The 20,578-nt window shown below is 72.8% G+C and carries 17 protein-coding genes; 3 read left to right on the top strand and 14 right to left on the bottom strand.

All coding sequences use genetic code 11. The features are described from left to right. Positions 1–147 precede the first annotated feature (147 nt). From KVT45_RS08430 to pdhA, 3 genes are read right to left on the bottom strand one after another with little or no spacing between them, the layout of a single operon-like run. Positions 148–1,488 (bottom strand): dihydrolipoamide acetyltransferase family protein, encoded by a 1,341-nt coding sequence (locus KVT45_RS08430; RefSeq protein WP_217545893.1) that lies wholly within the window; start codon positions 1,486–1,488, stop codon positions 148–150. After that, complete coding sequence (locus KVT45_RS08435; protein WP_217545894.1) at positions 1,488–2,492, bottom strand: alpha-ketoacid dehydrogenase subunit beta; 1,005 nt, start codon at positions 2,490–2,492, stop codon at positions 1,488–1,490. The genes KVT45_RS08430 and KVT45_RS08435 overlap by 1 nt, the downstream gene beginning before the upstream one ends. After that, a complete protein-coding gene (pdhA, locus tag KVT45_RS08440; protein WP_217545895.1) occupies positions 2,489–3,634 on the bottom strand; it encodes a pyruvate dehydrogenase (acetyl-transferring) E1 component subunit alpha in 1,146 nt (381 codons plus the stop codon). The genes KVT45_RS08435 and pdhA overlap by 4 nt, the downstream gene beginning before the upstream one ends. Positions 3,635–3,824: 190 nt before the next feature. Between pdhA and KVT45_RS08445 the strand changes: the two genes are divergently transcribed. After that, positions 3,825–4,310: an Lrp/AsnC family transcriptional regulator gene (locus KVT45_RS08445; protein ID WP_089100396.1), complete on the top strand. Its 486-nt coding sequence runs from the start codon at positions 3,825–3,827 to the stop codon at positions 4,308–4,310. Between the two features lie 2 nt (positions 4,311–4,312). Here KVT45_RS08445 and KVT45_RS08450 read toward each other — a convergent pair whose 3' ends face one another. Both KVT45_RS08450 and KVT45_RS08455 read right to left on the bottom strand, forming a co-directional pair. Beyond that, on the bottom strand, positions 4,313–4,900 hold the full coding sequence (locus KVT45_RS08450; protein WP_217545896.1) for a TetR/AcrR family transcriptional regulator: 588 nt from the start codon (positions 4,898–4,900) through the stop codon (positions 4,313–4,315). Beyond that, a complete protein-coding gene (locus KVT45_RS08455) occupies positions 4,897–6,411 on the bottom strand; it encodes a 3-hydroxyacyl-CoA dehydrogenase (protein ID WP_217545897.1) in 1,515 nt (504 codons plus the stop codon). Before KVT45_RS08455 ends, KVT45_RS08450 begins: the two co-directional genes overlap by 4 nt. A 148-nt stretch (positions 6,412–6,559) precedes the next feature. Here KVT45_RS08455 and paaN point away from each other — a divergent pair, with 148 nt between their 5' ends. After that, a complete protein-coding gene (paaN, locus tag KVT45_RS08460) occupies positions 6,560–8,251 on the top strand; it encodes a phenylacetic acid degradation protein PaaN (RefSeq protein WP_217545898.1) in 1,692 nt (563 codons plus the stop codon). 253 nt (positions 8,252–8,504) lie between these two features. Here paaN and KVT45_RS08465 read toward each other — a convergent pair whose 3' ends face one another. From KVT45_RS08465 to pepN, 4 genes are all read right to left on the bottom strand, one after another. Then, positions 8,505–9,239, bottom strand: a complete 735-nt coding sequence (locus KVT45_RS08465; protein ID WP_217545899.1) for an RNA methyltransferase — start codon at positions 9,237–9,239, stop codon at positions 8,505–8,507. Then, positions 9,236–10,447, bottom strand: coding sequence for an HTTM domain-containing protein (locus KVT45_RS08470; protein ID WP_217545900.1), 1,212 nt, complete (start codon positions 10,445–10,447; stop codon positions 9,236–9,238). Before KVT45_RS08470 ends, KVT45_RS08465 begins: the two co-directional genes overlap by 4 nt. Then, positions 10,444–11,208, bottom strand: coding sequence for a DUF5819 family protein (locus KVT45_RS08475; RefSeq protein WP_217545901.1), 765 nt, complete (start codon positions 11,206–11,208; stop codon positions 10,444–10,446). Before KVT45_RS08475 ends, KVT45_RS08470 begins: the two co-directional genes overlap by 4 nt. 441 nt (positions 11,209–11,649) lie before the next feature. After that, on the bottom strand, positions 11,650–14,085 hold the full coding sequence (gene pepN, locus KVT45_RS08480) for an aminopeptidase N (protein ID WP_217545902.1): 2,436 nt from the start codon (positions 14,083–14,085) through the stop codon (positions 11,650–11,652). A gap of 161 nt (positions 14,086–14,246) precedes the next feature. On the opposite strand from pepN, the gene KVT45_RS08485 reads away from it, so the two are divergent. Further along, positions 14,247–15,380 carry an acyl-CoA dehydrogenase family protein gene (locus tag KVT45_RS08485; RefSeq protein WP_217545903.1) on the top strand — a complete coding sequence of 378 codons (1,134 nt, stop codon included), beginning with the start codon at positions 14,247–14,249 and terminating at the stop codon, positions 15,378–15,380. A 168-nt stretch (positions 15,381–15,548) separates the two neighbouring features. Here the strand turns inward: KVT45_RS08485 and KVT45_RS08490 are convergent, their stop codons facing one another. From KVT45_RS08490 to KVT45_RS08510, 5 genes are all read right to left on the bottom strand, one after another. Then, a complete protein-coding gene (locus KVT45_RS08490; RefSeq protein ID WP_217546178.1) occupies positions 15,549–15,878 on the bottom strand; it encodes a rhodanese-like domain-containing protein in 330 nt (109 codons plus the stop codon). Between the two features lie 49 nt (positions 15,879–15,927). Next, positions 15,928–16,740, bottom strand: a complete 813-nt coding sequence (locus KVT45_RS08495) for a hypothetical protein (RefSeq protein ID WP_217545904.1) — start codon at positions 16,738–16,740, stop codon at positions 15,928–15,930. Positions 16,741–16,851: 111 nt separating this feature from the next. After that, positions 16,852–18,321, bottom strand: coding sequence for a DUF2252 domain-containing protein (locus KVT45_RS08500; protein WP_217545905.1), 1,470 nt, complete (start codon positions 18,319–18,321; stop codon positions 16,852–16,854). 258 nt (positions 18,322–18,579) lie between these two features. Next, a complete protein-coding gene (locus KVT45_RS08505; RefSeq protein WP_217545906.1) occupies positions 18,580–19,239 on the bottom strand; it encodes a response regulator transcription factor in 660 nt (219 codons plus the stop codon). Continuing rightward, the gene (locus KVT45_RS08510; RefSeq protein WP_217546179.1) at positions 19,212–20,474 is read right to left on the bottom strand and encodes a sensor histidine kinase; all 1,263 of its coding nucleotides are present in this window, start codon (positions 20,472–20,474) and stop codon (positions 19,212–19,214) included. The genes KVT45_RS08505 and KVT45_RS08510 overlap by 28 nt, the downstream gene beginning before the upstream one ends. Between the last annotated feature and the right edge of the window lie 104 nt (positions 20,475–20,578).

Here is a 20,578-nt window from a genome sequence, read left to right on the forward strand (position 1 = left end):
CGTGGGATCCGCAGGGTGTGGTTGCGGATGTGCGCCCAAGGGACGGGGGTGTGGCGGCCCTGCGCGAGTGCGGGTCGTGGGGTTGATCGCGTCCACGCGGCGGAGCCGCATATTGATACAGCCCCGCGCCCCTTCAGGCAGGGGCGCTCAGAGCGTCCTGAGAAGCACCGCCGGTTGCTCCACGCAGTCGGCCACGTACCTCAGGAAGCCGCCCGCCGTGCCGCCGTCGCACACCCGGTGGTCGAAGGTCAGGGACAGCTGGACGACCTGGCGGACCGCCAGCTCGCCCTCGTGGACCCAGGGCTTCGGGACGATGCGGCCCACGCCGAGCATCGCCGCCTCGGGGTGGTTGATGATCGGGGTGGAGCCGTCCACGCCGAAGACGCCGTAGTTGTTCAGGGTGAAGGTGCCGCCGGTGAGGTCCGTGGGGGTGAGCTTGCCGGCGTGGGCCGACTCGGTCAGGCGAGCGAACTCCGCCGTCAGGGACTCGGCGTCGCGGGCCTGGGCGTCGCGGACGACGGGGACGACCAGGCCGCGCTCCGTCTGGGCGGCGAAGCCCAGGTGGACGTGGTCGAGCTGGACGATCTCGCGGGCCTCGACGTCGACGTAGGAGTTCAGCTCGGGATGGCGGGCCAGGGCGGCCGTGCAGATCCGGGCGAGGAGTGCGAGGAGGGAGATCTTCGGGCCCGCCGCCGCGTTCATCGCGGTGCGGGCACGCATCAGCTCGGTCGCGTCGGCGTCCACCCAGCAGGTCGCGTCGGGGATCTCCCGGCGGCTGCGGGAGAGCTTGTCGGCGACCGCGCCGCGGATGCCCTTGAGGGGGGTGCGGGTGCCGGAGGGAGCCGTCGAGGGAGTGGGCGCGGTCCGGGGGGCGGCGGCGCGGGCCGCGCTGACCCGCAGGGCGTCCTCGACGTCGGCGCGCAGGATCAGGCCGTCGGGGCCCGAGCCGGACAGCCGGCGCAGGTCCAGGTCGTTGTCCCGGGCGAGGCGGCGGACCAGGGGGGAGATCACCGGGACGGGGCCCTCGGTGAGCGGAGAGGGCAGTGCGGGCACCTGCGCGTGGGGGGCCGCTTCCGCGACGGCGGCGTGCGGTGCCGGTTCCGGGGCGGCACCCCGGTCGGCTGTGCCGTTGGCCCGCTCCGGGGCGGTGTTGCGGATGCGTCGGCGGCGCGCCGGAGGCGTCCCCGTGCCGTATCCCACCAGGACGTTGCCGGAGCCCTCCGCCTCGGGGACCGTGGTGGCCTCGCCGACGGCGACCGTCAGGAGCGGGGCGCCGACGGGCAGTTCGGTGCCCTCCTCGCCGAAGCGGGCGGTGACCACACCGCCGTAGGGGCAGGGGACCTCGACCATCGCCTTGGCCGTCTCGACCTCGACGACCGGCTGGTCGATCGCGACGACCTCGCCCACCTGGACCAGCCAGGTGACGATCACCGCCTCGGTGAGCCCCTCCCCGAGGTCGGGCAGTTTGAACTCCAGCACCTGTGCCATCAGCCCTCGGCCTCCCACTGCAGACGCGCCACCGCGTCCAGGATGCGGTCGACGCCGGGCAGGTGGTGGCGCTCCAGCATCGGCGGCGGGTAGGGAATGTCGAACCCGGCCACGCGCAGCACCGGCGCCTCCAGATGGTGGAAGCAGCGCTCGGTCACGCGTGCCGCGATCTCCCCTCCCGGTCCGCCGAACCCGCCCGACTCGTGTACGACGACCGCGCGCCCGGTGCGCCGTACCGAGGCGCAGACCGTCTCGTCGTCGAACGGCACCAGGGAGCGCAGGTCGACGACTTCGAGGTCCCAGCCCTCCGCCTGGGCGGCCTCGGCGGCTTCGAGGCAGACCGGTACGGACGGGCCGTAGGTGATGAGCGAGGCGCTGCGTCCTGTGCGGCGCACCACCGCGCGGCCGATGGGTTCAACGTCCGTCGGGTGCTCGGGGTTCCAGGTGTCCTTGGACCAGTACAGGCGCTTGGGTTCGAGGAAGACGACCGGGTCGTCGGAGGCGATGGCCCGGCGCAGCAGGCCGTAGGCGTCGGCGACGGTGGCGGGGGTGACGACGTGCAGGCCGGGGGTGGCCATGTAGTAGGCCTCGGAGGAGTCACTGTGGTGCTCGACGCCGCCGATGCCGCCGCCGTAGGGGACGCGGACGGTGATCGGGAGGGGCATCCGGCCGCGGGTGCGGTTGCGCATCCGCGAGACATGGCTGATGAGTTGTTCGAAGGCGGGGTAGGCGAAGGCGTCGAACTGCATCTCCACGACCGGGCGCAGTCCGTACATGGCCATGCCGACGGCGGTGCCGAGGATGCCGGCCTCGGCGAGGGGGGTGTCGGTGCAGCGGGCCTCGCCGAACTCCTTGGCGAGGCCGTCGGTGACCCGGAAGACCCCGCCGAGGGTGCCGACGTCCTCGCCCATGACGTGCACGGCGGGGTCGGCGGCCATGGCGTCCCGCAGCCCGCGCGTGAGTGCCTGCGCCATGGTGGCGGGCTTGACGGCGACGGTCGTCATCGGTGGCCGCCTTCCTGGTCCTGCTGCTCGGCCTCCAGCTCGGCGCGGAGCAGGGCGCGCTGTTCGCGCAGTTGCGTGGTGGTCTCGGCGTACACCTGGTCGAAGAGGTGCATGGGGTCGAGTTCGGGGTCGCGGTTCATGCGTTCGCGCAGGTCGGCGGCCATTGTCTCGGCGTCCTCGCGGGCGCGCCGGACGGTGTCCTCGTCGAGCAGGCCACGGTCGGTCAACTCGCGCTCAAGCAGCAGGATCGGGTCGTGGTCGCGCCAGGTGTCTACCTCGGCGCCGCCGCGGTAGCGGGTGGCGTCGTCGGCGTTGGTGTGGGCGTCGATCCGGTAGGTGACCGCCTCGACCAGGGTCGGGCCGCCACCCTCGCGCGCATGCCGTACGGCACCGGCGAGGACCTCGTGCACGGCGGCCGCGTCGTTGCCGTCGACCAGGCGGCCCGGCATGCCGTATCCGACGGCCTTGTGGGCCAGGGAGGGGGCGGCGGTCTGCTTGGCGAGCGGGACGGAGATGGCGAAGCCGTTGTTCTGGACCAGGAAGACGACCGGGGCCTGCCAGACGGCGGCGAAGTTCAGGGCCTCGTGGAAGTCGCCCTCGCTGGTGCCGCCGTCGCCGACCATGGCGAGCGCGACCACGTCGTCGCCCTTGAGGCGGGCCGCGTGGGCGAGGCCGACGGCGTGCGGGAGCTGGGTGGCGAGGGGGGTGGAGAGGGGGGCCACGCGGTGGGCGTAGGGGTCGTAGCCGGTGTGCCAGTCGCCGCGCAGCAGGGTGAGCGCCTCGACGGGGTCCACGCCCCGGGCGATCACCGCGAGGGTGTCCCGGTAGCTGGGGAAGAGCCAGTCGCGCTCTTCGAGGGCGAGTGCGGCGGCGACCTCGCAGGCTTCCTGGCCGGTGCTGGAGGGGTAGACGGCGAGGCGGCCCTGTTTGGTGAGGGCGGTCGCCTGGGCGTTGTACCTGCGGCCGCGCACGAGCTGGGTGTACAGCCGGCGCAGCAGCTCCGGGTCGGCCTTGGCGGCCGACTCCGTCCCGAGGACGCGGTACGGGCGCTCGTCGGGCAGCAGCGGCGCGGGGTCCGTCCGGGGCTGCCAGGCGGGCGGCGGCGACGGGCGGTATGCGCCGCGCTGCTCCATGACCGTCATGACGGCACCTCCTCATGGGGGTGGCTACGGGAGACGGATCGCCTGTGACCCGTCCCACCTACCGATTGTTCGGTCGTCGGCACATTTTGGCTACAGGCGGCTCCAGGCTGTGGACAAACGGTTCTCCACAGCCTGGAATGAACGCAGTACGTCCATGGTAGGGAGGCGGGGGGACATGGCACCTGAACAAATGGCCGAGGGGCCGCAGGACCGTGCCGCGCTGCCGCCCGCGCGCCCGCTGGACGCCATCGATCAGGACATCCTGCAGATCCTCCAGGCGGACGGCCGGGCATCGATACGGTCGGTCGCCGAACGCGTCCATGTCTCGCGCGCCAACGCCTACGCGCGTATCAACCGGCTCATCGAGGACGGGGTGATCCGCGGTTTCGGCGCCCGCGTGGACCATGAGCGGGCCGGCCAGGGCACCTCGGCCTACATCACGCTGAAGATCGTCCAGAACAGCTGGCGCACGGTCCGCGAGCAGCTCCGACAGCTGCCCGGCGCCTCCCACATCGCCCTCGTGGGCGGGGACTTCGACGTACTGCTCCTCGTGCACACGCCCGACAACCGGGCGCTGCGCGAGCTGGTGCTCACCCGGCTCCAGGCCATCCCCGAGGTGCTCAGCAGCCGCACGCTGCTGGTGTTCGAGGAGGAGGACCTGGAGCCGCAGGGCTGAGGTCAGTGCGCGCGCAGTCCGGAGAAGGCGAGCCGGACGACCGCTTCGGAGACCTCGCGCTCGCTCATGCCGTGTCCGTTCGGGCGGTACCACTCCACGATCGAGTTGACCATGCCGAAGACCAGCCGGGTGGCGAGGCGCACCTCGACGTCACTGCGTATGTCCCCCTCGGCGGCGGCCGCCTTCAGCAGGTCGGCGACCCGGTGGTCGAAGTCCCGGCGCCGCTCCAGCGCCCACCGCTCGGTGTCGGTGTTGCCGCGCACCCGCAGCAGCAGCGTCACATACGGCAGTTCGGTGATCAGCACCTCGACCATGCGCCGTACGACATGCTCCAGGCGGTCGGCGGCGGGGCCCACGCACGCGTGCTCCTCGTCGAGGATCCCGAACAGGCCGTCCAGAGCCCGGCTGACCGCGCGGCGCAGCAGCTCCTCCTTGCCGGAGACGTGGTGGTAGATCGACGACTTGGAGATGCCCGCCGCCTTGGAGAGGTGCTCCATGGAGGTGCCGTCGTAGCCGCGCTCGTTGAAGACCTGGACGGCCACCGAGAGCAGGGTCTCGGGGGTGTAGGTGTCGCGCTTGGCGGTGGTCATGAGGCGCCCTCCCGCTTCTCGGTGGCGTAGGCGTGGCGGTAGAGCGCGAGGGAGGGCGCGTAGCGGCCGCTCGGATCGCGCAGGTGCAGGTCGTCGAGGAGGTCGTAGGCGAAGTCGCGGCCGAGGCGGCGGCTCCACTCGAAGGGGCCGAGCGGGTAGTTGACGCCCAGGCGCATCGCGGTGTCGATGTCCTCCTCGGTGGCGACGCCCTTGGCGACGGCGTCGTGCGCGAGGTCGACGATCCGGGCGACCGTGCGGGCGACGATCATGCCGGGGACGTCGCCGATGAGGCTGACCTGCTTGCCGAGCGCCTGGAAGAGACCGATGGCCTCGCTGATCGTCTGCGGCAGGGTGTCGTGTCCGGCGGACAGGGCGATGCGGGTGGCGCGGCGGTAGTCGAGGGCGAGGTCGAAGTAGACGACGTCCCGGAACTCCACCGAGGTCTGGCCGTCGGCGAGGACCAGCTGGCCGCCGCTGGGCAGCACCAGGCGGGTGCCGTGGTCCTCGTCCTCCTCACGGACCTGGATGCCCGCCTCGCGGATCATCGCGAGCACTTCGGCGGCGGGGCCCAGGTCACCCTCGGCGACGACGTAGGCGGGCCGGTCGGCGGGCTCGGCGGTGTGCGGCTCGACGGGCTCGGCGTCGTCCGCGTAGTCGTACCAGCCGTGCCCGGTCTTGCGGCCGAGACGGCCGGACTCGACCAGCCGGCGCTGGGACAGGGAGGGCGTGAAGCGGACGTCCTGGAAGAAGGCCTGCCACACGGAGTGCGTGACGGACTCGTTGACGTCCTGGCCGATCAGGTCGGTCAGTTCGAAGGCGCCCATCCGGAAGCCGCCGCTCTCGCGCAGCACCGCGTCGATGGTCGCCGGGTCGGCGGCCTGCGCCTCGTGGACCGCGAAGGCCTCGGCGTAGAAGGGCCGCGCGATGCGGTTGACGATGAAGCCGGGGGTGTCCGCGCAGGCGACCGGCGTCTTGCCCCAGGAGCGTGCGGTCTCGTACGCGCGCGTGGCCGACGTGACGTCGGTGGCGAACCCGGAGACGACCTCCACCAGCGGCAGCAGCGGGGCCGGGTTGAAGAAGTGCAGGCCGACCAGGCGGGAGGCGCTGCGCAGGGCGCCGCCGATGGCCGTCACCGACAGGGACGAGGTGTTGGTGGCGAGCAGACAGTCCTCGCCGACGATGTCCTCCAGGGCCCGGAAGAGCTCCTGCTTGGCCTCCAGCCGCTCCAGGACGGCCTCCACGACCAGCGTGCAGTCGGCGAACTCGGTGAGCTCGCCGGCGGGCAGCAGCCGGGCGAGGGCGGCGTCCCGGGCGGCGGCCGTCATCCGGTCCTTCTCGACGAGCCGGTCGAGGCGGGCGCCGATCGCCGCGGCCGCCTCCCCGGCCCGCCCGGGGACCGTGTCGTACAGCCGGACGGGATGGCCCGCGACGAGTGCGACCTGGGCGATGCCCTGGCCCATGGTGCCGGTGCCGACGACTCCCACGGTGCTGCTGAGGTCGAGTGCTGTCATGTGCGCGATCCTCCCGCACGGGGTTTTCCACAGATGCGGCAGGCCCCCTTGTCCCGACCGATCGTTCGGTTACTCTAACTCTGTCCGGCCGTTTCCGCCCAGGTCATGAGCTTCGAGGGGAGCTCATCAGACGAGGAGTTGGTCCCGCATGACCGCCGAACTCACCGCGCACGAGCTGATCGCCAAGCACCGGCCCACGCTTGACCAGGCGCTGGAGGCGATCCGCACACGCGCGTACTGGTCCCCCCATCCCGAGCACCCCAAGGCCTACGGCGAGCACGGCAGCCTGGACGCGGCGGCGGGCAAGGCCGCCTTCGACGCCCTCCTCGGCAACCGCATCGACCTCGGCCAGCCCGGCACCGACGACTGGACCGGCGGCGAGGTCTCCCCGTACGGCATCGAGCTGGGCGTGACCTACCCGCATGCGGACGTCGACACACTGCTGCCGGCGATGCAGGCCGGACAGCGCGCGTGGCGCGACGCCGGCGCGGAGGCGCGCGCGGTGGTGTGTCTGGAGATCCTCAAGCGGATCAGCGACCGGACGCACGAGTTCGCGCACGCGGTCATGCACACCAGCGGCCAGGCCTTCATGATGGCGTTCCAGGCGGGCGGCCCGCACGCCCAGGACCGCGGCCTGGAGGCGGTGGCCTACGCCTACGCGGAGCAGGCCCGCACCCCCGACGCGGCCGAGTGGAGCAAGCCGCAGGGCAAGCGCGACCCGCTCGCGCTGACGAAGACGTTCAAGCCGGTCCCGCGCGGCATCGCGCTGGTCATCGGCTGCAACACGTTCCCGACGTGGAACGGCTACCCGGGCCTGTTCGCCTCCCTCGCCACCGGCAACGCGGTCCTCGTGAAGCCGCACCCCCGCGCGGTGCTGCCGCTGGCCCTCACCGTGCAGGTCGCCCGCCAGGTGCTCGCCGAGGCCGGCTTCGATCCGAACCTGGTGGCGCTGACGACGGAACACCCCGGCGAGGGCATCGCCAAGACACTCGCGACCCGCCCGGAAATCAGGATCATCGACTACACCGGTTCGACCGCCTTCGGCGACTGGCTGGAGGCCAACGCCCGCCAGGCACAGGTGTACACGGAGAAGGCCGGCGTCAACACGGTGCTGGTGGAGTCGACCGACAACTACAAGGGGATGCTCTCCAACCTGGCCTTCTCGCTCTCCCTGTACAGCGGCCAGATGTGCACGACCCCGCAGAACCTGCTGATCCCCCGCGACGGCATCCGCACCGACGAGGGCCCGAAGACGTACGACGAGGTGGCCGCCGACATCGCCCGCGCGGTCGACGGCCTGCTCGGCGACGACGCCCGGGCGAACGCGCTGCTCGGCGCCATCGTCAACCCCGACGTCAAGGCCCGCCTGGAGGCCGCCGCCGGGCTCGGCGAGGTCGCCCTCGCCTCCCGTGAGATCGCCAACCCGGAGTTCCCGGACGCGGTCGTCCGGACGCCGGTGATCGTAAAGCTGGACGGGGCCAAGCCGGACGACGAGGCCGCCTACATGAGCGAGTGCTTCGGCCCGGTGTCCTTCGCCGTCGCCGTCGACTCGGCCACCGACGCGGTGGAGCTGCTGCGGCGGACGGTCCGCGACAAGGGCGCGATGACGGTCGGGGCGTACACGGTCGACGCCGACGTGGAGCGCGCGGTGGAGGAGGTCTGCCTGGAGGAGGCGGCCCAGCTGTCGCTGAACCTGGTGGGCGGGGTGTACGTGAACCAGACGGCCGCCTTCTCCGACTTCCACGGCTCGGGCGGCAACCCGGCGGCGAACGCGGCGCTGTGCGACGGGGCGTTCGTGGCGAGCCGGTTCCGGGTGATCGAGGTGAGGCGGGAGGCGTAACGCGCGGGACGCGCGACCGGCCGACGTCAGCGGCAGGCGCCGTTCCTGGCTGTCGCCGCCACCCTTTGGGCCGCCGCAACGGCGCTCCGCCACGACGGCGTTGATCGGCGGTGCCGAGCTGGGCGGTGCCGCCGTTGTGGCGGACGGTTGCATGGCCGGTGCGGCGCCGTCGGGGCTGGTCGCGCCCACGCGGCGGCAGCCGCATCTCCAGAACAGCCCCGCGCCCCTGACGGGGCGCCTCGGCCCATCCCCCTTACGGGGCGCTCCAGTGGAACAGGGTCATGGCAACACTGGTGGCCAGGTTGTAGCTGCTCACCTGAGGGCGCATCGGCAGCCGCAGCAAGTTGTCGGCTCGCGCACGCAGGTCGGCCGAGAGTCCCGTCCGTTCCGAGCCGAAGGCGAGGATCGCGTCGTCGGGGAGCTTCACCGCCCTGATGTCCTCGCCCTCCGGGTCCAGGGCGAACAGCGGGCCCTGGGGCAGCTCCGCCACCGTCAGCCGCTCCACCGCCGTGGCGAAGTGGAGGCCCGCGCCGCCGCGGACGACCGTCGGATGCCAGGGGTCGAGGGTTCCGGTCGTGATGACTCCGGTCGTTCCGAAGCCCGCGGCCAGGCGGATCACCGCGCCCGCGTTGCCCAGGTTGCGCGGCTCGTCGAGGACCACGATCGGGGCGGTGCGCGGGACACGGCCCAGCTCACGCAGGTTGGCCTCGCGGGACGGCCGTACGGCCAGGGCGGCCACCGCCGTGGGGTGCGGGCGCGGGACGAGGGACGCGTACGTCTGCGACGGCACCTCCGTCAGCAGTGCGGCCAGCGCCTCCCGTACGTCCGGCGCCAGCTCGTCCGCCAGGGCCAGCGCCGCCGCCCGGTCCGTCGTGACCGCCACCGGCACCTCCGCGCCGAAGCGCAGTGCGTGCTTGAGGGCGTGGAAGCCGTCGAGGAGGACGGCCGAGCCGGCCAGCCGCGCCCAGTGGTCCAGGGGGTCGGTCATGCCCCGAAGCCTACGCGGGGCTGTTCGTCGGCCTCCGGGAAGCGCTGCACGGGCAGCTCGGGGTCGGTCCGGCGGAAGACTCGGTCACGCGCGCGTGCCGCCCAGCCGCCGAGCCGGTGCAGGAAGGATGCCGGCAGGAAGACGGAGTCCGCCGCGATCATGGCCAGCGAGAAGAAGGGCAGGCCGAGCACGACCGCGATCACCGCGTGCTCGGTCATCATCGCGGCCAGCAGCACGTTCTTGACCCGCCGGTTGAACAGCGTGAACGGGAAGGCGACCTGCACGATGACCGTCCCGTAGGTCACCAGCATCACCAGCGTGCCGTTGGCGGACAGCAGGTCGGCGAGGGCCGGCCAGGGCGAGAAGTAGTCCAGGTGGAGCGGGTAGTAGACGGCGGTGCCGTCCTGCCAGCGGGAGCCCTGGATCTTGTACCAGCCGGCGGTGGCGTAGATCAGGCAGGCCTCGGCCATGATCACGAACAGGGCGCCGTTGTGCAGGATGTTGGCGATGACGTCGAGCAGTATCCGGGGCTCGGGCGTGCGCGCCCAGCGGCCGGCCGCCCACCACAGGGCGGCGCCCGCCCAGGTCGCCCACAGGACGGCCGGGACCAGCCAGCCGCCGCCGGTGCGGCCGGTGAGGGCCGCCACGAGCAGCACGAGACCCGACACCGCCCACAGGGCGGGGCCCGCCCGGTCGGGGGCCACTCGCTCGCCACGCGCGCGTGCGGCGCTCGCGTGGGCCGCCCTGCGCGCATCCAGCGACCACACCTGGCCGCAGCGCGTGAACACCAGGTAGAAGGACATCAGGTGCAGCACGTTGTCGCCGCCGTCGCCCACGAAGACGCTGCGGTTCTGCAGGGACAGCACGCCGATCATGAACAGCAGGGACGTGGCGCGGGTGTGCCAGCCCACCAGCAGCAGGGCGCCGGCTACGACGGCGAGGAAGTAGAAGACCTCGAAGAAGGCCTGGCTGTCGGAGGCCAGCAACGCCGTGAAGGCGTGGTTGTCGGCGGTCAGCTGCTGGGCGAGGTCGAAGCTCCAGGGGCCGTCGGGGCCGTACAGCTCCTGGCGGTGCGGGTACTCGCGCAGCAGGAACAGCAGCCAGGTGGCGGCGAAGCCGATGCGGACGACGGCCGTCTGGTAGGGGCCGAGCGCCGCCTCGGTGACCCGGGCGATGGCACGGGACAGGCACAGGGCGAGACGGTTCACCGCACACCGCCGTTCGCTTCGTCCGCCGTGACCGTCCACCACGGGAGCACCCGGTAGACGGGCGTGTCGGAGACCTTCTCGCCGCTCCAGTCAGGCGGCGGCACGTTGGTGGTGCTGGAGCGCACCTGGACACGCTCGATGGTGCCCTTCTGGCTCGTGGCGTCCCCCGCGTACATACGCATCACGACGATCCGGCGCAGGTACTGCTCGGACAGGGAGCCGCGCAGGCCGATCGGGCGGTTGTCGGTGCCGTGCGTGGTCGTGAAGAAGTCCCAGGCCCGGCGCAGCTCGTTCTGCACGGTGTGGCTGGGCAGCAGGCTGCCGTCGATGGCCCTGCCGTCCTGTGCCGACAGGTCGTTCCAGCCGGTGGTGGTCGTGGTGCCGTCCTGCATCAGGACGGCGGCACGCACCTGAACGGCGATGTTCTGCTGCAGCGGGTTCGGCGCGAAGAGCTTCCAGTTCTGTTCGAACTCCGGGTACACCCACTCCTCGATCGCCTTGCCGTGCTGCTTGGTCACCGTGTTCGCCGGCGCCACGCTCAGGAACACCATCCCGAGGTGCACGCAGGCGGCGACGGCCACCAGGGCGAGGGCGAAGGCCGCGCCGACCTGGTAGCGGGGGGAGAGGGCGGCGACGCCGGAACGGGGGAGGGGCGGCCTGCCCGGTGGCGCCGGTGGGGCGGACTCCGGCTCCGGACGCCTCCCGCTCGGGCCGTCCGGCCCGAGCGGGGCGTCCGCGCCCTCGTCGTACGCGTCGTCCATGCCGCCCCGTTCCCCGATCCCGCCACGTCGTCCGGGCGGCCGATCCGGGACCGCCAGGTGTGCCGCTGCCCGGCACTCGCACGGAACGGTACTCAGCACCGGCCGCCGGGCGCAGCCCCGGGGACGAGGCCGACGGCGTGGCCATCGCCACTCCGGGCGGGGCCGCCGGCCCTCCCGGCCCGGGGCACCGGGGCTCCGCGCCGGAGGTCGCCGCAGGTCATACGACGTCCGGGCTCGCTCACCGGCCACGCTCCCGCGAGTTTTCCACAGACCGTGGCAGACGTTTTCCACAGGGGTTGATCGCTCGTGCGGGCCCGGCGACCATGGGAATGGCCGAAACCGAACGATCGGACGGGACGGCGTCCACGACGGAATCCGAGGAGGGATCCGAGAGGGGATCTGAGGGGGGTGGGACACCGGTCGGGCTTCCCCGCCCGGGGGTCAGGCGTTCACGGCCCGGGCGCGGAGCATGCGGCGGACGGCGTCCGAGCGCTCCAGGAGGGTGTTGCGGACCACGGGGGCCGCTTCCTGCGTCGCCTGCCGGGCCTTCTCGATGTACGCGGGATCGATGGCGTACGGCGGGAAGAGGTGGGAGGTGTAGGTCATCGCCGGGATCATGCCGCCCTGGTGCAGCTCGGGGATCGCGGCCAGGTAGTGCTCGGCGTAGGGGGCGAGCTGGGCGTCCTGGCCGGGACGCCAGAAGGCGGCCGCCACCGGGGAGACCGCCTGGACGGGCACCTCGCGGTCCACGGCCAGCCGCCGCCAGACCTCGGCCTTCGCGGCCGGGTCGGGGAGGGCGGCCCGGACGGTGAGGGCGCGGACCCAGGCGTCGGGGTCGGTGTCGCGTTCCAGCAGGGCGGCGGACTCGGCGGTGACGTCGCCGCCGAGTTCGGCCTCGCGGACGAGGGCGCGCCAGTGCAGGTCGACGTCGGCGCCGGCCTGCTCCCGGAGCCAGGCCAGGTCCTCGGCGCCGGTCGCGGTGCGGGCGAGGCCGCGCAGGGCGACCTGGCGGCGGCCCGGGTCGGCGGCGAGCCGTCGGCAGGCCGCGGCCACGGCCTCCGTCAGCGCGGGGCGTTCGGCGGGCGGGGCCCAGAGTTCGGCGATGTTGGTGACGAGCGTGAGGTAGGGCTCGATCACGGCGTCGGACGTCTCGGCCGCGAGCAGCGCGGTGAGGCAGCGTCCGGCCTCGGCCGCCGTGGCCTCGCCGGCCGTGAGCATGTCCCAGACGGTGGCGGCGGCCGCGCCCCGGGAGATGGCAGTGGGCAGCTGGGCCGCCGCGCCGAAGAGGGTGTCGCGGGTGGTGGGGTCCGGGCGGGTGGTGGCGAAGGTGAGGTCGTCGTCGTTGATCAGGAGGAGGTCGGACGTGGCAGGAAGACCGGTGACGGGGGTACGGGCCTCGGTCACCTCGACGCGGACGAGCGCGGTGCGTTCCAGGGCGTCGCCGGCGCGGTCGTACGCGCCGACCGCCAGGACCTGGGGGCGCGGGTTGCCGTCGGCGACCAGGGTGACGGTGTCGCCGACGTGCTCCAGGGTGAAGCGGTCGGTGCCCGCGGTCTCCAGCCAGGCCTTGCGCCAGGCGGTCAGGTCGCGGCCGCTGGCCTCGGCGAGGGCGTCGATCAGGTCCTGGAGGGTGGTGGTGCCCCAGGCGTGACGGGCGAAGTAGGCGGCCATGCCGGTGCGGAAGTGGTCCTCACCGACGTAGGTCATCAGCTGGTGGAGGACGGAGGCACCCTTGGGGTAGGTGATGTTGTCGAAGATCGACGCGGCCTGGGCGACGTCCTGGATGGGCTGGTGGATCGGGTGCGAGACTGGGCCCTGGTCGGAGAGGTACGCCTTGAGCTTGTCGCCGACGAGGTGGCCCGCCCAGGCGTCGGTGTAGCGGGTGGCGCCCTCGGCGGCCCAGTGGCAGGCGAACTCGGCGAAGGCCTCGTTCAGCCAGAGGTCGTCCCACCAGCGCATGGTGACGATGTTGCCGAACCACATGTGCGCCATCTCGTGCAGCAGCACCACCGCGAGCAGCTCGCGCTCGGCGGGCGTCGGCGTGGCCCGCCGCAGAAAGGCGTCCGACCAGGTCACGCAGCCGTAGTTCTCCATCGCGCCGCCGAACTCGGGCATGAAGACCTGGTCGTACTTGCGCTGCGGGAACGGCATCGCGAAGGCCTCGGCGAAGAAGGCGAGGCCCTGGGCGGTGAGGGTGAAGACGTCGTCGGCGTCGCGTTCCAGGACCTCGGCGAGCGAGCGGCGCGCGTAGATGCCGAGGTCGTGGCCGTCGGCCTGGCGGCGGATCTCGTGGAAGGGGCCGGCGTTGACGACGGTGTTGTACACGGACAGCGGCGGGGTGTCCGGGAAGCTCCAGCGGCGGGCCGCGCCCTGCTCCTCGATCCGCGGGTCACCGGAGTTGCTGAGGACGGTCCAGGCGGCCGGGGCCGTGACGGTGAAGGCGTGCGGGGCCTTGAGGTCGGGCTGGTCGAAGCAGGCCCAGACGAAGCGCGCCTCATCGGGTTCGAAGCTCGTCCAGACGTACACCTCGCCGTCGGCGGGGTCGACGGCCTTGTGCACGCCCTCGCCGGCGGTGGTGTCGGCCTGGACGCTCTCGACGCGCAGCACGTTGTGCGCGGCCAGGGCGGGCAGCGGGATCCGGCCGTCGTCGGAGGGGGTGAGGGGGGTGCCGTTCAGGGTGGCGGCGCGGACCTCGGCCGCGCAGTCGACGAAGGTCTCCGCGCCCGGCTCGGAACAGGTGAAGGTCACCGTGGAGACGCAGCGGATCTCCGGTCCGTCGGGCAGGGCGGTGAGGTCGATGTCGATGTCGTACCGCTCGACCGCGATCAGTGCGGCCCGGCGTTCGGCCTCGGTACGGGTCAGGCTTCGGATCCCCATGTGTCCTCCCTCGTGTGCCCGTCCCCCATCGGCGGACAGCGGCCGTCAGCCTACGACGGGAAGAGCGGGTGATCGCAGCTGTTTTAGGTTCCCTTCTTCTAGAACCTGTTCTATCTTGACGGACCGTCAGATCAGCGGAGACCCGCCGGGAGGACAGGACCGTGGACTTCACCTTCACCGAGGAGCAGTTGGCGGCGGCCGAGGCGGCGCGCGGGGTGTTCGCCGGGGTGGCGCCGGACGCGGTGCCGAGCCCGGCGCTGACCACCGGTGCCGTGGCCGAGGGCTTCGACCGGGAACTGTGGGACAGGCTGGCGGGCGCGGATCTGCTGAGTCTGCTGCTGGGCGAGGAGTACGGCGGGGCAGGTCTGGACGCCATCGCGCTGTGCCTGGTGCTGCGGGAGTCGGCGAAGGTGCTGGCCAGGGTGCCGTTGCTGGAGCACAGCGCGGCTCTGTCGGCCGTACAGACGTATGGGGCGGCGGAGTTGAGGGATCGGCTGGCGGCGCGGGCGGGACGGGGCGAGCTGGTGCTGACCGTCGCCGCGAGCGGGCGCACCGGGCACGACCCGGCGGAGCTGGCGGTGACCGCGCGGCGGGACGACGACAGCTGGGTGCTGGACGGGGTGCAGACGGCGGTGCCGTGGGTGTACGACGCCGACCTCGTCGTCGTACCGGCGCGGACGGAGGCGGACCGGAGCGTGCTGGCGCTGGTGGCGCCGGGAGGCGAGGGGATCGCTGTCGCCGAGCAGGTGTCGACCAGCGGGGAGCGGTTCGGGGAGCTGCGGCTGGAGTCGGCGCGGGTCGCGGGGCGGGATGTGGTGACGGCGGAGGGGGCCTGGGAGTGGCTGCGGGAGCTGCTCGCGACCGGGACGTGTGCGCTGGCGCTCGGGGTGGGTGAGCGGGTGCTGCGGCTGACCGCCGACTACGCGGGGAAGCGGGAGCAGTTCGGGTATCCGATCGCCACGTTCCAGGCGGTGGCCGTGCAGGCCGCCGACCGTTACATCGATCTGCGGGCCATGGAGGCGACGCTGTGGCAGGCGGCGTGGCGGATCGCGTCGGGGGCGGCCGGGGCGCTGCCGGCGGCCGGGGATGTGGCGGTGGCGAAGATCTGGGCGGCGGAGGGGGTGCGGCGGGTGGTGCAGACCGCGCAGCATCTGCACGGGGGGTTCGGGGCCGACACCGAGTATGTGCTGCACCGGTATCACGCGTGGGCGAAGCAGATCGAGCTGGCGCTCGGGGGGGCCGGGGTTTATGAGGAGGCGTTGGGGGATTTGCTGGCTGCGCATCCACTGGGGTAGCGGGAAGACAAAAAATGGGGACAAGAAAAAAGGGGGGCGCTCGGTGGTGCGGAATCTGCGGGCCGGTGGGGGGCTGGTCGCGCAGTTCCCCGCGCCCCTTACAGGGCGCTCCAGTGCGGGGCGCCTCGATGCGGGGCGCTCCGGCGGCTGGGCTCCTGACTCGTCCCGTCAGATGACGAAGCCCGGGGCGCCCTCGTCCGTGAGGACCTCGCGGCCCGCTGCCTGCCACACCTGCATGCCGCCGTCCACGTTCACCGCGTCGATGCCCTGCTGGACCAGGTACATCGTGACCTGGGCCGAGCGGCCGCCGGAGCGGCAGATGACGTGGACGCGGCCGTCCTGGGGGGCCGCCTCGGTGAGCTCGCCGTAGCGGGCCACGAACTCGCTGATCGGGATGTGCAGGGCGCCGACGGCGTGGCCCGCCTGCCACTCGTCGTCCTCGCGGACGTCCAGCAGGAAGTCGCCGTCCTTGAGGTCCCCGACCTCGACCGTGGGCACACGCGCTGCGAAGTTCATGTCCCCGACGCTACCCGACCGGAGCGGGGCGCTACTCCTGGGTCAGCAGGGCCGCCAGTTCCGCCTCGCGTTCGGCCACGTCCTTCTGGAGCCGATCGGCGATCTCCTCAAGGAGGCCGTCGGGGTCGTCCGGGGCCAGCCGGAGCAGGCCGGCGATGGGGCCGTTCTCCAGCTCCTTGGCGACCAGGGCGAGCAGTTCCTTGCGCTCGGAGAGCCATTCGAGGCGGGCGTAGAGCTCCTCGGCCCGGCTCGGCCTGCGCTCCGGCGGGACCGGACCGGCCGCCCATTCCTCGGCCAGCTCCCGCAGCAGGGCCTCGTCGCCGCGGGCGTAGGCCGCGTTGACCCGGCTGAGGAACTCCTCGCGCCGCTCCTGCTCGGCCTCGTCCTGCACCAGGTCGGGGTGGGCCTTGCGGGCCAGCTCGCGGTAGAGCCGACGGGCCTCCTCGCTGGGGCGGACCCGCTGCGGAGGCCGGACCTCCTGCTCGGTGAGCATCGCGACGGCCTCCGGGAACAGGCCGTCGCCGTCCATCCAGCCGTGCAGCAGTTCCTCGACGCCGGGGATGGGCAGGACCCGGGCCCTGGCCTCCTCGGCGGCGCGGATGTCCTCGGGGTCGCCGGTGCGGGCGGCCTTGGCCTCGGCGATCCGCGCGTCCAGCTCCTCGATGCGGAGGTAGAGCGGGCCGAGTTTCTGTTCGTGCAGGCGGGAGAAGTTCTCGACCTCGACGCGGAAGGTCTCCACCGCGATCTCGTACTCGATCAATGCCTGCTCGGCGGCCCGCACGGCCCGCTCCAGCCGCTCCTCGGGCCGCGGTGCCTGGGACTGCTCAGCTTCCGGGGTCGTCACCCGACCAGCCTAGGGCCTGTCGCCGTCGGCGGTGGCCGGGACCCACTCGGCGACCAGATCGGTGCAGGCCACGACGGGGGTGTCACAGGCGCCCGGAAGGGATCACTCGGATCACACCCCGAGCTCCGCCGCTATCCGCCCCGCCCGCACCGCGGTCACCAGTTCCTCGTGGTCCGCCTCCGTGCGGTCGGCGTAGGTCACCGCGAACGCGGCGATCGCCTCGTCCAGCTCCTCGTTCTTGCCGCAGTAGCCGGCGATCAGGCGCGGGTCGGCGCTGTGCGAGTGGGCGCGGGCCAGCAGGGCGCCGGTCATCCGGCCGTAGTCGTCGATCTGGTCGGGGGACAGGGCGGCCGGGTCGACGCTGCCCTTGCGGTTGCGGAACTGGCGGACCTGGAAGGGGCGGCCGTCCACCGTGGTCCAGCCGAGCAGGATGTCGCTGACCACCTGCATCCGCTTCTGGCCGACGACCACCCGGCGGCCCTCGTGGTCGACGGCCGGCGTCTCGAAGCCGGCCGTGGCGAGATGGGGAACGAGCGCGGACGGACGGGCCTCCTTGACCTGGAGGATCAGCGGCTCGCCCCGGTGGTCGAGGAGGAGGACGACGTAGGACCGGGTGCCGACGCTGCCGGTACCGACGATCCGGAAGGCGACGTCGTGCGGGGTGTGCCGGGCGAGCAGTGGGTGGCGGTCCTCGGAAAGCGTGGTCACGTAGTGCTCCAGGGCCGCGGTGACCACCTCCGCCTCCGCGTCCGGGACCCGGCGCAGCACCGGCACGGCGTCGACGAAGCGACGGCCGCCGTCCTCGGTGGGCTCGGTGGAGCGGGCCGCGAACCGGCCGCTGGTGTTGGCGCGGGCCTTCTCCGAGACCTTGCGCAGGGTGCCGAGCATGTCGTGGGCGTCGGAGTGGGAGACCAGTTCCTCGTCCGCGATGGCGTTCCACGCGTCCAGCACCGGGAGCTTGGCCAGCAGACGCATGGTGCGGCGGTAGGCGCCGGCCGCGTCGCCCGCGGCCTTGCGGCAGGTGTCCTCGTCGGCGCCCGCCTCCCGGCCGGCCAGCACCAGGGAGGCGGCGAGCCGCTTGAGGTCCCACTCCCAGGGGCCGAGCACCGTCTCGTCGAAGTCGTTCAGGTCGATGACGAGGTCACCGCGCGGGTCGCCGTACAGGCCGAAGTTGGCCGCGTGGGCGTCACCGCAGATCTGGGTGGCGATCCTGGTCATCGGGGTGCGGGCCAGGTCGTGCGCCATCAGGCCGGCCGAGCCGCGCAGGAACGCGAAGGGACTGGCCGCCATTCTCCCGACCCTTATCGGGACCAGCCCGGGGATGCGGTCCCGGTTGGACTCCTCGACCGCGCTCACCGCGTCGGGACGGGAGCCGTCCAGGTCCAGGGCGTCGTGGCTGCGGCGCGGAACCGCCGAACGCAGCGCCTTGCCCTCCTCCTTGGGGGAGCCCTTCGGGGGCCACTGCGCAAAGCCCTTCGGCGCGGGCAGCTTGCGCCCACCGGCCGTCGTCAGCTCTTCCGGTCCGGTCACGTCGACCGCCTCCCCCGTACTCCGCACACGCACACGCACACGCACGAACATCAACTCGTGGAGACGGTACAGGCGGGGGCCGAAACACGTCAGACCCTGTGGATAACTTCGGGGCGGTTTGGGGAGGGTGGGTCACCGTCGTCGTATATCTGCCGCCCGGTGGGGGTTGTTCGCGCCCCTGTCGAGGTGGGACCAGTGGACCCACCTTTTTGGGGGCGCGGGGAACTGCGCGAACAACCACGACGCACCCGCAGCCGAACACATCCCGCAACGCCCCAAGACAAAGTCACAGCACCCGAAACAAAAGGGTCACGCCCGCAGATAGGCCAGCACAGCCAGCACCCGCCGATGCGAGTCCTCCGCCGGCGGCAGGTCCAGCTTCGTCAGGATCCCCCCGATGTGCTTCCCCACCACCGCTTCCGAGACCACCAGCTCTCTCGCGATCGCCCCGTTCGACTTCCCCTCGGCGACCAGCGCCAGCACCTCCCGCTCGCGCGGGGACAGCCGCTCCAGCGGATCCCGGCGCCGGCGCAGCAGTTGCCGTACGACCTCGGGGTCGACCACCGTCCCTCCGTCGGCCACCTCCCCCAACGCCGCGACGAACTCCGCCACCTGCCCCACCCGGTCCTTGAGCAGGTACCCGACGCCCGACCCGTCGCCGGAGTCGAGGAGTTCGGCGACGTAACTGCGCTGCACGTACTGGCTGAGGACCAGGATCGGCAGGGTGGGCCGGGCCGCCCGCAACCGCACCGCCGCGTGCAGCCCCTCGTCCTGGAAGCCCGGCGGCATCCGGACATCCGTCACGACGACGTCGGGCGCGTGCTCCTCGACCGCCGCGACCAGCGCCTCCGCGTCCCCCACCGCCGCGACCACCGCATGACCGAAGCGGCCCAGCAGCCCCGCGATCCCCTCCCGCAGCAGCACGCTGTCCTCGGCCAGGACTACGCGCAGAGGTCGATCGGCTCGCACGGCAACTCCACACGCAGCAGGGTCGGTCCGCCCGGCGGGCTGGACAGGGAGAGTCTGCCATCCAGCACCGACACCCGGTCCGCGAGCCCGGTGAGGCCGCTGCCCGCCACGGCCGCCGCGCCGCCCCGGCCGTCGTCGCGCACCTCCAGGTGCAGTCGGCCGTCCCGGTGTCCGCCGGTCACCTCGGCGCGGCCCGCGCCACTGTGCCGGTCGACGTTGGCGAGCGCCTCGCGCACCACGAAGTACGCGGCCGCCTCGACCGACTCCGGCAGCCGCACGGGCAACCGGAAACCGACGTCCACCGGAACGGCCGTTCGATCCGCCGCATCCGCCACTGCCGCCTCCAGCCCATGGTCGGCCAGTACCTTCGGATGGATCCCGTGCACGATCTCCCGCAGCCCGGCGAGCGCCTCGCCCGCCTCGCGCTGGGCCTTGGCGAGCTGGTCGGCGAGCGGTCCCGGCGGGGCGTCCAGAAGGGCCAGGCCCAGGGTCATCGACAGGGCGACCAGGCGCTGTTGGGCACCGTCGTGCAGATCGCGTTCGATGCGCCGCCGTTCGGCCTCGAAGGCATCCACCAACCGCGCCCGGGACCGCGCCAGTTCGACCACCCGGTCCCCCGACCCGTCCTCGCGCGGCGCGATCAGCAGCCGGGTCAGCCCGGCCCGCGCACCGGCCACCACACCCAGCGCGTAGCCGCCGAGAGCCAGCAGGAACACCCCGGCCAGGGCGACGCCGAAGGCGGTCGGCCAGCCGGTGACCGTCCACACCTTCAGCACCTTCGTCTCCCGGCCGCCGCCGACCGTGGCCAGCAGCAGCGGGGCGGCGGCCACCGACAGCGGGCAGAGCAGGCCGAGCGCCACGGCGAGCGCGTCCACCGGCCACAACAGGCCCGCGAACAGCAGCGCGTGCCCGAGCTCACGCCAGGTCGCCCGCTCACGCAGCCGGGTCGTGAGCCAGGCCCGCAGCCCCGGGGAGGAGGGCCGCGCGTGGGGGTCGTACACCCGCTCCCGGTCGATCAGGCGGAGCCGGTGCCGTTCGAGCCGGGCCACCGGAAGACCCGCGAGCGCCACGAGGAACAGCAACGGCAGCCCGACGAGTACGACGGCGAGCGCACCGCCGGCCACCACGGCGACGACCAGCCCCACCAGGAGTACGGCACCGGTCACCGCGCCGGTCGCCAGGTAGCCGACGGCACGCCAGGGCCAGGCGGAGAGCAGGTAGCGGGGCGCGGCCATGGCCTGCCAGACGCTGCGCGGAGGGGGCTGCATGCCGGTCACCGTAGGCGGCGGGCCGGGCACCCGGCCATCCGTCCAGCCTCCGTGGCCGGGGTATGCCTGGC

It is taken from the genome of Streptomyces sp. GbtcB6, assembly GCF_019091475.1.
In the GTDB taxonomy this organism is placed as follows: Bacteria; Actinomycetota; Actinomycetes; order Streptomycetales; family Streptomycetaceae; genus Streptomyces; species Streptomyces hyaluromycini.